The sequence below is a fragment of the Xanthomonas sp. NCPPB 901 genome, from assembly GCF_056725085.1.
Genome location: NZ_CM161511.1, coordinates 244,722 through 257,423 on the forward strand (window position 1 = coordinate 244,722; position 12,702 = coordinate 257,423).

Sequence of the window (12,702 nt, forward strand, 5' to 3'; positions counted from 1 at the left end):
CACCGGCAGCACAATCGCACCATGGCAGCGGATCTTTCCTTCGAGGCGTTTCAGCAGGAGTTGCAACGGCAGTTCCAGGCCATGCCGCCGGTGGCGGCGCTGCAGGTCGCATTGGACCGCTATGCCGACCAGCGCCTGCACGTGGTCGCGCCGCTGGCGGCCAACATCAACGACAAGGGCAACGCCTTCGGCGGCAGCCTGGGCTCGGTGATGACCCTGGCCGGCTGGGGGCTGATCAACTGCGAGCTGCACCGCGCCGGCCTGCAGGCCGACGTCTACGTCGCCGACAGTCAGGTGCGCTACCTGGCGCCGCTGTACGCCGACCTGCACGCCCAGGCCAATGCCGACGCGGCGGGCGACTGGGAGGTGTTCGTGAACACCTTCCGCCAGCGCGGCCGCGCCCGCATCGGCATCCAGGCCCAGGTCGGTGCGCCCGGCGCGGCGGCGGCGGCCACCCTCAGCGGTCGCTTCGTGGCCATCGCCAAAGGGTAGGATGCGCGGATCGCGCGCCCCGCGCGCCGCCACCCGGACCCTGCCATGTCTTCGATGTTCCGCGCGCTCGCGCTGCTGTTGCTGCTGGGCTGCACCGGCGCGGCCGTGGCCGGCAGCCGCGCGCAACAGCGCAAGCTCGACGACCTGCAGACCGCCTATGCCGCCGCGGTCCGCTGGAGCGAGTTCGAAACCGCCTGGCAGGCGGTGGATCCGGCCTACCGCCTGGCGCACCCGCTGACCGACCTGCAACTGGAGCGCTACCGGCAGATCCAGGTGTCTTCCTACAAGGTCGGCGCTGCCGCGGTCGGCGACGGCCAGGCGCTGCGCGAGATCGAGCTGGGCGTGATCAACCGCAATACCCAGGCCGAGCGCATCGTCCGCTACCGCGAGCGCTGGCGCTGGGACCCCGAGGCCAAGACCTGGTGGCTGCAGGACGGCCTGCCGGACCTGTGGAACGGCCAGTAGCGCGGTCGCCGAGCTGTGCGACAATCGGCGCCCGCTTCCCGCCCCCGAGTCCCGTGAACTTCGAAGAACTGCTGGCCTTCGCTGGCCGCAACCCGATGCTGGCCCTGGCCCTGGTGGGCCTGACCATCGCCCTGATCGTCACCGAAGTGGCGCGCCTGTTCCGTGGCTACAAGAGCCTGCGGCCGGCCGAGCTGACCCGCCTGATCAACGCCGGCAACGCGGTGCTGGTCGACCTGTCGGCCGCGGCCGACTTCGAGAAGGGTCACATCGCCGGCAGCCGCAACGCCACCGCCAGCCAGTTCGGTCCCGAGCACAAGCTGGTGGCCAACGCCAAGGCGCAGCCGGTGGTGCTGGTGTGCCGCACCGGCACCACCGCCGACGGCGCCGCCAAGCAGCTGAAGAAGGCCGGCTTCGAGCAGGTCTACGTGCTGGAGGGCGGCATCGCCGCCTGGCAGCAGGCCGAGCTGCCGCTGGTCAAGGGCCGCTGAGACACCGCGTCCGGCGCGGCCTCGAGGGGCGCGGCCGGCGTGTGATAATCCCGTTTCTTTCTGTCACCGAATCCACCGGAGTCAAGCAATGTCCGACCTCACCAACAACGGCGCCGCGGCGCCGGCCGACGCCGCGGCCGGCCCCGCTTTCACCATCGAGAAGATCTACGTCAAGGACGTGTCCTTCGAGTCCCCCAACGCGCCGTCGGTGTTCAACGACAACGCGCAGCCGGAACTGCAGCTCAACCTCAACCAGCGCGTGCAGCAGCTCAACGAGCAGGCCTTCGAAGTGGTGCTGGCCGTGACCCTGACCTGCACCGCCGGCGGCAAGACCGCCTACGTGGCCGAAGTGCAGCAAGCCGGCGTGTTCGGCCTGGTCGGCCTGGACCCGCAGGCGGTGGACGTGCTGCTCGGCACCCAGTGCCCGAGCATCCTGTTCCCGTACGTGCGCTCGCTGGTCAGCGACCTGATCCAGGCCGGCGGCTTCCCGCCGTTCTTCCTGCAGCCGATCAACTTCGAGGCCCTGTACGCCGAGACCCTGCGCCAGCGCGCGCAGCAGGGCGAGGGCCAGTCGCTGGCCGACTCGGAGCCGGCCGGCAACGCCTGAGCGCGTCCGCCGTTGCGCATGCGCGATAACGCCAAGAAGAAGATCGCCGTCCTCGGTGCCGGCTCCTGGGGCACGGCGCTGGCGTCGCTGACCGCACGGCACGGGTATCCGACCGTGCTGTGGGGCCGCGATGCCGCGGTCGCCGAGGCCATCGGGCAGCGCCACGAGAACCCGCGCTACCTGCCGGGGATCGCGCTGCCGGAGGGCTTGCAGGCGACCACCGAGCTGGCGGCGGCCATCGACGGCGCCGACTGGATCCTGGTGGTGGTGCCGTCGCATGCGTTCACCGAGACCCTGCGCCAGTTGGCGCCGCTGCGCCCGGCGCAGGCCGGCGTGGCCTGGGCGACCAAGGGCTTCGAGCCCGGGTCCGGGCGTTTCCTGCACGAAGTGGCGCAGGAAATCCTGGGCGAGGACGTGCCGCTGGCGGTGGTCACCGGCCCGTCCTTCGCCAAAGAAGTGGCCCTGGACCTGCCGACCGCGGTGACCGTGCACGGCGATGCCGCGTTCGCGCAGCAGGTCGCCGACGCGATGCACGGCCCGACCTTCCGCGCCTACACCGGCGACGACATGGTCGGCGCCGAGCTGGGCGGGGCGATGAAGAACGTGTTGGCGGTGGCCACCGGCGTGGCCGACGGCATGGAGCTGGGCCTCAACGCCCGCGCCGGCCTGATCACCCGCGGCCTCAACGAGATGCTGCGGCTGGCCGCGGCGATCGGCGCCAAGCCGGAAACCCTGATGGGCCTGGCCGGGCTGGGCGACCTGGTGCTCACCTGCACCGGCGACCTGTCGCGCAACCGCCGGCTGGGCCTGGCGCTGGGCCGTGGGCAGCCGCTGCAGGAGGCGGTGCGCGCGATCGGCCAGGTGGTCGAGTCGGTGCAGACCGCCGACGAGGTGATGCGCCAGGCCGAGCGCCACGGCATTGACCTGCCGATCTCCAACGCGGTGCGCGCGGTCCTGCACGGCGAACTGACCCCGGCGGTCGGCCTGCAGCAATTGCTGGCGCGCGAACAGAAGCCCGAGTACCCGACTACCCTGTTCAGTTGATCCGGCCACCTGCCGCATACGAAAACGCCCGGCCAAGCCGGGCGTTTTCGTTTCCGCACGCCAACGCGCCATCGACGCCCGGCGCGTACGGACAAAAAAAAGCCCGGTCGTGAGACCGGGCTTTCCGAGCCGCGTGCGGCGGGAGAGAGAGCCGACGCGCGCGGCGCTAGGCAACGCTTACCAGCTGAAGCGCGGGCCGACGAACCATTCCTTGTCGCCGTGGCGGTCCATCTTCAGGTCGGCGCTGAGGCCCCAGTTCTGGTTCAGCTTGGCCTGGGCGCCCAGGCGGCCGTAGAACTGGCCTTCCGGATTGATGCCGTCCTTCTTCGCGTAGTCTTCGTAGCCGCCCAGCGCATAGACTTCCAGGTACGGGTTGAACGCGGTGCGGATACCGGCTTCGGCGCTCCAGCCGTTGAACTTGGTGCCGTATTCCGGGTCGAAGCGGTTGTAGGCAACGCGGGTCACCAGGTCGGTGCTGGTCGCGATCTCGTGGTTGTAGCCGGCGCCGATGCGCCACTGGTCAACGCGCACGTCGCCGAAATCGGTCTTCTGGCGGTTGAAGTCGCCGAACACGCTGAAGTTCGGGTGGAACGCGTAGGAACCCTTGACGGCCCAGCCGTCGGCGTCGCCGCCGCTGGCGTCGGTCTTGACGTAGCCGCCCTCGACGTAGTTGTAGGAAAGGCCTTCGGCAGCCGAAGCGGCGAACGGCAGGGTGGCCAGGAGGCCGAGAGCAAGCAGAGAGGTCTTCATAATCGGGTACCTTCGTTATTGGTTTGTCGGCGCTGAGGCGTGGGGCCGTTCGCTGCCGATATGTAAATTATCCGTTAGCGACCCGAACTCGCCCTGAATCCCAAACTGACTAGTACATAAATTAAACGCCCTGTTCAGAAATGACGCTGCGTCGTAGGGATGCAGTTCACAGCGCACCCGAAAGCGCTGCTGACAGGAGGCGAGGATGCGCAGCAGTCGCGTGTTTCTTGGTCCGCCGTGCGCCGGATCGGCCCGGCCATCCGTGCGCGCACCGCCGTGCGGCGACGCCCCGGCGCAATGACCATACAGAACCCGGCGGCGTATCGGGGCCGTGCTTCGCCCGGGGACAGCGCGATTTCCAAGTCCGCCCCGTCATCGCCGTCTACAGCGCGGCGAGCTTCTCTATCGCCTCGCGCACGCGCTGCCTGCCCATCGGCACCACCGAGCGGTGGATCGTCGCGCCTTCGATGAAGGCATCGATGGCAGCGGACGCCGTGGCGGAGAAATGCGTTTCCAGGGCCGCCCGGCTCCTGGCCATCCACTGCCGCATGATCGCGGTCATCTCCGGATGCCGGCGGGCGAAGGCATACAGTTCGTAGCTCAGCAGCAACACGCGCGGGGACGCCGTTCCCTCGGCGAAGATGATGTTCACCACCGCGTCCAGGGCCTGCGCGTGACTCTGCGCGGCGCGGATCTCGGCGGCGAAGTCGCTGGACACGTCCTGGGAAAACCGGGTGAACGCGGCCACCAGCAGGTCGTGCATCGAGCCGAAGTAGTAGGTGGTGGCGCTGAGCGGAACGCCGGCTTCCTCGGCGACCTTGCGGAAGGTGGTGCCCGCGACGCCGTGGTCCAGGATCACCCGCAGCGCGGCCAGCTCGATCGCCTCCTTCCGGTGCGGATCCTGGCGCCAGGTCCTGCCGCTCATGCCTGTCCAACGCTGTTTCGACGAAGGCCGATGATCGCAGGTCGCGGTTGACGCCTCAATTGGTACGGATGTACAAATTCGCCGACGAGGTCGATGAACGCCATCGCCCCGATGGCGCCTCGCCACCAGCGACGTGAGGAGCAGCGCGATGGCCAATGCCGGGGAGCGGGACGTGGATATCGGCCGCCGGGCGACGCTGGGCGGGCTCGCCGCCGGTGGCGTCGCGCTGGCCACCGGGACGTGCGCCGCGGCGCCTTCCGGCTGGGAGGCGGGCACGTGGCTCAATGCGCCCAGGATCCATCGGCGCCTGCCCGGCGGCGTGCTCGAGGTCGTCACCGACAAGGGCGGCGATTTCTGGCGCGAGACCCACTACGGATTCACCCGCGACAGCGGGCATTTCCTGGGTATCGCCGCGCCGGCGCGCTTCACCTGCCAGCTGCGCGTCCGTGCCAGGTTCGAGCAGCTCTACGATCAGGCCGGCCTGATGGTCCGGGTCGACGAGCGCCGCTGGGTGAAGGCCGGCATCGAATTGAGCGACGGCCGGCCGATGCTCAGCAGCGTGTTGACCGACGGTCGCTCGGACTGGGCCACCGGCCCGTACGGCGCGGATGCCGCGGACTTCTGGATGCGCGCCACCATGGACCAAGGGGTGTTGCGCCTGCAGGTCTCGCGCGACGGGACGTACTGGCCGCTGGTGCGGCTGTGTCCGTTCCCGGTCGCGTCCACCTATCTGGTCGGCCCGATGACCTGCACGCCGGAGCGCGAGGGATTGTCCGTGCGCTTCTCCGACTGGCGCCTGGGGCCGGCGCTGGGCAAGGACCTGCACGACCTGTCCTGATCCGCGCAGGCGCCAGTGCGTGCCGGCGGGCGCCGCCGGCGCTCAGTCGGCGCCGGGAAAGCCCAGTTGCCGCCACGCCTCGAACACCACCACCGCGACCGCGTTGGACAGGTTGAGGCTGCGGTTGTGCGGTTGCATCGGCAGGCGCAGGCGCTGCGCGTCGGGCACCTGCTCCAGCACGGCGTCGGGCAGGCCGCGGGTTTCCGGGCCGAACAGGAAGGCGTCGCCGTCGGCGAAGGCGGGCGTGTCGTAGCGGGTGCTGCTGCGGGTGCTGAGGGCGAACAGGCGGCGCGGAGCGGTGGCCTGCAGGGCCGCGTCCAGCGACGCGTGGACCTGCAGTCGGGCGTATTCGTGGTAGTCCAGGCCGGCGCGCTTGAGCTGGCGGTCGCCGAGGTCGAAGCCCAGCGGCTCGATCAGGTGCAGTTGCGCGCCGGTATTGGCGCAGAGGCGGATGACGTTGCCCGTGTTGGGCGGAATCTCAGGCTGGTACAGCAGAACGTGCAGCGTTGGGGTCGCGATCATCGGCGCAGTGTACGCGCCGGCGCGGAGGCCTTGCTGCCGGTTCAGCGCACCAGGCCGACCGCCAGGTTCTGGCTCAGCTTCTGCAGGCTCGGCTGCAACTGCAGCATCGCGGTGTCCAGCGTCTCGCCGACCACGTCGCCGATCGCCAGCATGCTGCCCGTGTCCGTCTCCGGACGCACCTGCACGGTGGCCAGGGTGACCACGTGCTGGCCGGCGGCCTGTTCCAGGTTGCGCTCGGCGCGCTGCTCGGCCGACGGGCGCACCTGCACCGCGGCCAGGGTGGTGATGTGGCTGGACAGTTCGGCCGCGCGCTGGGCGATCTGCTCGGCGGAGGGGCGCACCTGCACCGCCGCCAGGGTGGCGATGCCGCTGGCCTGTTCGGCGGCGCGCTGGGCGATCTGGTCTGCGGACGGACGCACCTGCACGGTCGCGAGGGTGGCGATCGGCGCGGCGGCGAAGGACGGCGCGGCGAACAGGGCGGCGATGGCAGCGGTCAGGAGCAGGGTGGTGGTTTTCATGGTGGGCCTCGTTGGTGTCGTTGATAAGTGGTGTGGTAGTAAAGTAGTACACCTAATCAGGGGCTGCAAGAACTTTTTCGCGCTCCGCAGTTTTATTAATCTTTCATTCACTTTGATGCCGCTGGCTTTTTCGTTCGAGGGTGTTCAAGCACACCGCGTGCCAAATCTAAGTATTTGTATTTCAAGAGGAATTTATTTCCTTGAGTGTCCGCGGGCGGACACCCGGGCGCTTGCGTACGCCGGCCGCGGACACTGCGGCGGCCGCCGATCCGCTGGTGGCGCGGTGGCGGCGCCATGGAAGCAGGACGTCATCGACAACGCGGGAATACGCGTAGCGCGATACGCCCGGTACGATCGGCGTTCACCGGCTGTTTCGCCGGCCCCCAAGGAAGAAGGATCTGCATGACCGTCTCGACCCGCCCGCGTGGCGCCCTGCTGGCCGTCGCTCTGTTCGCCGCGCTCGGTGCGCTGAGCTATGCGCCGCCCTCGACGGCGGCCCGGCCCGCCGCCGCCACGTCGGTGGATATCGCCTATGAGCAGTTCACCCTGCCCAACGGACTGCGGGTGGTGGTGCACACCGATCGCAAGGCGCCGATCGTGGCGGTGAACCTCTGGTACCACGTGGGCGCCAAGGACGAGCCGGCCGGGCGTACCGGGTTCGCGCATCTGTTCGAGCACCTGATGTTCCAGGGCAGCGAGAACCACCACGGCGAGTTCTTCGAGCCGTTCAAGCAGGTCGGCGTCACCGACCAGAACGGCACCACCAACAGCGACCGCACCAATTACTTCGAGAACGTGCCGACCACCGCGCTGGACATGGCGCTGTGGATGGAATCGGACCGCATGGGCCACCTGCTCGGCGCCATCGACCAGGCCGCGCTGGACGAACAGCGCGGAGTGGTGCAGAACGAGAAGCGCCAGGGCGAGAACCAGCCGTATGGCCAGGCCTGGAGCCGGCTGAGCCGCGCGCTGTACCCGGCCGGCCACCCGTACCACCACACCGTCATCGGCTCGATGAACGACCTCAACGCGGCTTCGCTGGCCGACGTCAAGCAGTGGTTCCGCACCTGGTACGGGCCCAACAACGCGGTGCTGGTGCTGGCCGGCGACATCGACGCGGCCACGGCCAAGGAGAAGGTGACGCGCTACTTCGGCGACATCCCGGCCGGCCCGAGCATGGCCCAGCCCAAGGTCGACGTGGCCCAGCGCAGCCAGTCCACCCGCGAGACCATGACCGACAAGGTGCCGCAGACGCGGATCTACCGCGTCTGGAACGTGGCGCAGATCGGCACCGAGGACGTCGACCGGCTGCAGTTGCTGGCGCAGGTGCTGGGCGGCGCCAAGTCCTCGCGGCTGGATCGGCGCCTGGTCCACGAGGACAAGCTGGTCGATCGGATCAGCGCCTCGGTGTGGCCGTCGCAGCTTGGCTCCGGCTTCGGCATCATCGCCATGGTCAAGCAGGGCGTGGACCCGGCCAGGGTCGAGGCCGCGATCGACGAGGAAGTGCGCCGGTTGCTGGACAAGGGGCCGGACAAGGCCGAACTGGCGCGTGCCAAGACCGCCTTCCGCGCCGGCTTCATCCGCGGCGTCGAGCGCATCGGCGGCTTCGGCGGCAAGGCCGACGTGCTGGCCGAATGCGCGGTGTACACCGGCGACCCCGGCTGCTTCCGCACCTCGCTGGCGACCATCGCCAACACCCGCCCGCGCGAGCTGACCGCGGTCGGCCGCAAGTGGCTGGGCAAGGGCGACTACACCTTGCTGGTGCAGCCGGGCGAGCGCGTGGCCCTGGCCGAGGAGCCGACGGTGCAACCGGCGCCGCTGAACCCGCCGCCGGTCGACCCCAAGTACCGCACCCTGCCCAGCGTGGTCGACCGCAGCGCCGGCCCGCCCAGGACCACCCAGTTCCCGCAACTGAAGTTTCCGGCGCTGCAGCGCGCCACGCTGAAGAACGGCAGCACGCTGATCCTGGCCGAGCGCCACGACGTGCCGGTGGTGCAGTTCAGCTACGAGTTCCAGGGCGGCTACAGCGCCGACCAGGGGCGCAAGCCGGGCACGGCCAGCTTCGCCATGGGCATGCTCGACGAGGGCGCCGGCGACCGCGACGCGCTGGCGTTCGCCGATGCCGCCGATGCTCTGGGCGCCACGCTGTCCGCCGGCGCCTCGCTGGACGGCAGCAATGCCTATCTGTCGGCCCTGAAGGAGAACCTGGCGCCGTCGTTGGCGCTGTATGCGGACATGCTGCAGCGGCCGCGCTTCGCGCCGAACGAGATCGAGCGGATCCGCGCCAGCTGGATCGCCGGCATCCGCCAGGAGAAGGCGCAGCCCAACGGCGTCGCCATGCGGGTGCTGCCGCCGCTGCTGTACGGCGCCGGCCACCCGTACGCGATCCCGTTCAGCGGCACCGGTACCGAGGCGGCGATCGCGGCCCTGCAGCGCGAGGACCTGGTGGACTTCCACCGCGACTGGGTGCGTCCGGAGAACGCCACCCTGATCGTGGTCGGCGACACCACCCTGGGCGAGATCGTGCCGCTGCTGGACGCGCAATTCGGCGATTGGAAGGGCGAGGGTCCCACGCCGTCGGTGCCGGCGCCGGCCGGGGTGGCGCGGCCGGCCAAGCCGCGCGTGTACCTGATCGACCAGCCCGGTGCGGTACAGGCCAACCTGTTCGCCTCGGAGCTGGTGCCGCCGACCACCGATCCGGCCTCGGTCCGTTTCGACATGGCCAACGGCGTGATCGGCGGCGATTTCACCTCGCGCCTGAACATGAACCTGCGCGAGAACAAGCATTGGTCCTACGGCGCGCGCAGCGGCGCGGCCAGCGCGCTCGGCCAGCGGCCGTGGACCGCCTCGGCGCCGGTGCAGATCGACAAGACCGCTCCGGCGCTGCAGGAGATGTCCAAGGAGATCAGCGCCTTCGCCAATGGCAAGGCACCGCCGACGGCGGAGGAGGTGGCGCGGATCCGCAACATCCAGACCCTGAGCCTGCCCGGTGCCTACGAGACCGCCAGCGCGGTGATGGGCGCGATCGGCGGCATCGTCCGCTATGGCCGTCCCGACGACTACGTGTTCAAGCGCAAGGCCGAGATCGAGGCGATGACCCCGGCGCAGGTGCGCGAGGCGGCGTCGATGCTCGACCCGAACGGCCTGACCTGGGTGGTGGTGGGCGACCTGAAGCAGATCGAGGCGCCGGTGCGCGCGCTGAAGCTGGGCGAGGTCACGGTGATCGACGCTGACGGGGTGCCGCAGGGCGGCGCGGCAGCGACCGCGGCGCCGCGCTGATCGGGGCGGGCGTGCGGCGGCGATGGCCGGCGCGCGCCGCGGCCGGGAGCGACCGCGCTGACCTTGTCATGGCCGATTCAGCGTTTTGCGGCACAATCCGCATTCACCTGCCAACGGTCCCGTCCATGCGTCTTCCCATCGCGCTCGTCCTGCTCGCCACGCTCGCCGGCTGCACCTGGGTGCCGATGGCGCCGGAGGGCAAGGGGGTACGGGTGCTGCCCCCGGGGCAGGCCGCCAGCGGCTGCGAGAAGCGCGGCGAGGTGGTGGTGTCGGTGAAGAGCAGCGTCGGCTTCTACCAGCGCAACCCGTTGCGGGTGCGCGAGGAGCTGGAGACTCTGGCCCGCAACGAGGCGCCCGGGGTTGGCGCCAACACCGTGCAGGCGATGGGCGACCCGGTCGACGGCGACCAGCGTTTCACCGCCTACCAGTGCGGCGGCCGCTGAACCGCTCAGACCATACGCTTTGCGTGGATTTGTTAAAGATGCGGTAAACCCCCGCAGCCGCTAGAATTGGCGCCCCCTCGCCTGACCCTGGCGTACACCTCGATGCTCTTCAACAACGTCTCCATCGCGGGACTGGCGCATATCGATGCGCCGCACACGCTCACCTCCAAGCAGATCAACGAGCGCCTGCAGCCGACCTACGACCGGCTGGGGATCCGCGCCGACGTGCTCGGCGACATCGCCGGCATCCACGCGCGGCGCATGTGGGATCAGGACATGCAGGCTTCCGACGCGGCGACGCTGGCCGCGCGCAAGGCGATCAGCGATGCCGGCATCGAGGCCGGGCAGATCGGGCTGCTGGTCAACACCTCGGTCAGCCGCGACTACCTGGAGCCGTCCACCGCCAGCATCGTCTCCGGCAACCTGGGCGTGAGCGAGCAGTGCATGACCTTCGACGTCGCCAATGCCTGCCTGGCCTTCATCAACGGCATGGACATCGCGGCGCGGATGATCGAGCGCGGCGAGATCGACTACGCGCTGGTGGTCGACGGCGAAACCGCCAACCTGGTGTACGAGAAGACCCTGGAGCGGATGACCTCGCCGGACGTGACCGCCGACGAGTTCCGCGACGAACTGGCCGCGCTGACCCTGGGCTGCGGCGCCGCGGCCATGGTGATGGCGCGTGCCGAACTGGTGCCGGACGCACCGCGCTACCGCGGCGGCGTGACCCGCTCGGCGACGCAGTGGAACGCCCTGTGCCGGGGCAACCTGGACCGGATGGTCACCGATACCCGCATGTTGCTGATCGAAGGCATCAAGCTGGCCCAGAAGACCTTCGCCGCCGCGCGCCAGGCGCTGGGCTGGGCGGTGGACGAACTGGACCAGTACGTCATCCACCAGGTCAGCCAGCCGCACACTCAGGCCTTCATCAAGAATTTCGGCATCGACCCGAAGAAGGTCATGACCATCTTCGGCGAACACGGCAACATCGGCCCGGCCAGCGTGCCGATCGTGCTGAGCAAGCTGCGCGAGTTGGGCCGCCTGAAGAAGGGCGACCGGATCGCGCTGATGGGCATCGGCTCGGGCCTGAACTGCTCGATGGCCGAGGTGGTTTGGTAAGCAAGAGCCGCATTGCGGTGCGCTGTGCTGCAAACATGCATAATTTCTGTCTGAAATTATGCATGTCCATGCAAAAATGCATCTAAACTTCGCTTTTCTTTGCATGTGGCGGCCGCGATGCCCATCTCCGCCTTACAGCAGCTGGATCCCGTCCGCTTCGAAACCACGGCGATCCTGAAGCGGCTCACGACCGCCAGCCGCAATCTGGCGGAGCTGAAAGGCGTCGCCGCCAGCATCCCGAACCAGAACATCCTGATCAATACGTTGACCCTGCAGGAAGCACGGGACAGTTCGGCGATCGAGAACATCGTCACCACCCAGGACGACCTGTACCGCGAAGACAACCCGGCCGACGCCACCGCGACTGCAATCAAGGAAGTGCTGCGCTATCGCCAAGCGCTGCGGGCGGGATTCGAACAGGTACGTGCGTCGGGTCTGTTGACCCTCAATACCGTCGTCGGTCTCCAGGAACAACTCGAATGCAACCGCGCCGGCTTTCGCAAGCTGCCCGGAACGGCGTTGCGCGACAGTCTGGGACGCGTGGTGTACGAACCGCCGCAAGGCGCCGACGAGATCGTCCGGTTGATGGGCGAACTGGAGCGTTTCATCCACGATGACCCTCCGTTCGCAGTGGACCCGCTGGTGAAGATGGCGCTGATCCATCACCAGTTCGAAAGCATCCATCCGTTCTACGACGGCAACGGCCGCAGCGGGCGCATCCTCAATGTGCTGTACCTGGTCAAGGAGCGTCTGCTCGATATTCCTGTGCTGTACCTCAGCCGGCACATCGTCCGGACCAAGCCCGAGTACTACCGGTTGCTGCAGGCCGTGCGCGAACACGATGCCTGGGAGGACTGGGTGCTGTACATGCTCGATGCCGTCGCCATCACCGCCGCCGAGACGGTCGCCACCATCGTCGCGATCAAGGCGCTGCTGCAGGACACCAAGCAGCGCGTGCGCGAGCACTACCGGTTCTACAGCCAGGACCTGATCAACAATCTGTTCAACCACCCCTACACGCGGGTGGAGTTCGTGCAGCGCGATCTCGGCGTCTCCCGTCTGACCGCGACCAAGTATCTCGATGTGCTGGCAAAGGACGGGGTATTGGAGAAGCGGCGGGTCGGCCGTAACAACTATTATGTGAATCTTCCCCTGTTCGAATTGCTCGGGCGCGGCGCCGATGCAACGGGCTCCGGCTGAAGCGTCACGGCG

The 12,702-nt window shown here is 68.7% G+C and carries 14 protein-coding genes; 10 read left to right on the forward strand and 4 right to left on the reverse strand.

The features are described from left to right. Nucleotides 1-21: 21 nt before the first annotated feature. The 5 genes from AC1PME_RS01005 to AC1PME_RS01025 all read left to right on the forward strand — a co-directional run bounded on the left by AC1PME_RS01005 (nt 22) and on the right by AC1PME_RS01025 (nt 3,096). A complete protein-coding gene (locus tag AC1PME_RS01005) occupies nt 22-492 on the forward strand; it encodes a YiiD C-terminal domain-containing protein (RefSeq protein ID WP_481097026.1) in 471 nt (156 codons plus the stop codon). 45 nt (nt 493-537) lie between these two features. Next, on the forward strand, nt 538-957 hold the full coding sequence (locus AC1PME_RS01010; RefSeq protein ID WP_254459877.1) for a hypothetical protein: 420 nt from the start codon (nt 538-540) through the stop codon (nt 955-957). Nucleotides 958-1,010: 53 nt separating this feature from the next. Next, on the forward strand, nt 1,011-1,445 hold the full coding sequence (locus tag AC1PME_RS01015) for a rhodanese-like domain-containing protein (RefSeq protein WP_254459878.1): 435 nt from the start codon (nt 1,011-1,013) through the stop codon (nt 1,443-1,445). A gap of 88 nt (nt 1,446-1,533) precedes the next feature. After that, the gene (gene secB / locus AC1PME_RS01020; protein ID WP_017907745.1) at nt 1,534-2,052 is read left to right on the forward strand and encodes a protein-export chaperone SecB; all 519 of its coding nucleotides are present in this window, start codon (nt 1,534-1,536) and stop codon (nt 2,050-2,052) included. A gap of 18 nt (nt 2,053-2,070) precedes the next feature. Beyond that, nucleotides 2,071-3,096 (forward strand): NAD(P)H-dependent glycerol-3-phosphate dehydrogenase, encoded by a 1,026-nt coding sequence (locus AC1PME_RS01025; RefSeq protein ID WP_254459879.1) that lies wholly within the window; start codon nt 2,071-2,073, stop codon nt 3,094-3,096. Between the two features lie 177 nt (nt 3,097-3,273). On the opposite strand, the gene AC1PME_RS01030 is transcribed toward AC1PME_RS01025, so the two are convergent. Both AC1PME_RS01030 and AC1PME_RS01035 read right to left on the reverse strand, forming a co-directional pair. Next, nucleotides 3,274-3,846, reverse strand: a complete 573-nt coding sequence (locus tag AC1PME_RS01030) for an OmpO family porin (RefSeq protein WP_010340063.1) — start codon at nt 3,844-3,846, stop codon at nt 3,274-3,276. Between the two features lie 382 nt (nt 3,847-4,228). Then, the gene (locus AC1PME_RS01035; RefSeq protein ID WP_254459880.1) at nt 4,229-4,771 is read right to left on the reverse strand and encodes a TetR/AcrR family transcriptional regulator; all 543 of its coding nucleotides are present in this window, start codon (nt 4,769-4,771) and stop codon (nt 4,229-4,231) included. Nucleotides 4,772-4,919: 148 nt separating this feature from the next. Here AC1PME_RS01035 and AC1PME_RS01040 point away from each other — a divergent pair, with 148 nt between their 5' ends. Beyond that, nucleotides 4,920-5,609, forward strand: a complete 690-nt coding sequence (locus AC1PME_RS01040; protein WP_481097027.1) for a DUF1349 domain-containing protein — start codon at nt 4,920-4,922, stop codon at nt 5,607-5,609. A 42-nt stretch (nt 5,610-5,651) separates the two neighbouring features. Here AC1PME_RS01040 and AC1PME_RS01045 read toward each other — a convergent pair whose 3' ends face one another. Then, complete coding sequence (locus AC1PME_RS01045; RefSeq protein WP_307547736.1) at nt 5,652-6,131, reverse strand: tRNA (cytidine(34)-2'-O)-methyltransferase; 480 nt, start codon at nt 6,129-6,131, stop codon at nt 5,652-5,654. A gap of 41 nt (nt 6,132-6,172) precedes the next feature. Further along, nucleotides 6,173-6,649, reverse strand: coding sequence for a hypothetical protein (locus AC1PME_RS01050; protein ID WP_481097028.1), 477 nt, complete (start codon nt 6,647-6,649; stop codon nt 6,173-6,175). Nucleotides 6,650-7,051: 402 nt separating this feature from the next. On the opposite strand from AC1PME_RS01050, the gene AC1PME_RS01055 reads away from it, so the two are divergent. The 4 genes from AC1PME_RS01055 to AC1PME_RS01070 all read left to right on the forward strand — a co-directional run bounded on the left by AC1PME_RS01055 (nt 7,052) and on the right by AC1PME_RS01070 (nt 12,690). Continuing rightward, a complete protein-coding gene (locus AC1PME_RS01055) occupies nt 7,052-9,928 on the forward strand; it encodes a M16 family metallopeptidase (RefSeq protein ID WP_481097029.1) in 2,877 nt (958 codons plus the stop codon). A gap of 125 nt (nt 9,929-10,053) precedes the next feature. After that, complete coding sequence (locus tag AC1PME_RS01060; protein WP_209030407.1) at nt 10,054-10,371, forward strand: DUF4156 domain-containing protein; 318 nt, start codon at nt 10,054-10,056, stop codon at nt 10,369-10,371. 102 nt (nt 10,372-10,473) lie between these two features. Further along, entirely contained in the window at nt 10,474-11,490 is a 1,017-nt protein-coding gene (locus AC1PME_RS01065) for a 3-oxoacyl-ACP synthase III (protein ID WP_254461304.1), read from the forward strand. Between the two features lie 117 nt (nt 11,491-11,607). Further along, nucleotides 11,608-12,690 carry a Fic family protein gene (locus tag AC1PME_RS01070; protein WP_481097030.1) on the forward strand — a complete coding sequence of 361 codons (1,083 nt, stop codon included), beginning with the start codon at nt 11,608-11,610 and terminating at the stop codon, nt 12,688-12,690. Nucleotides 12,691-12,702: the final 12 nt, after the last annotated feature.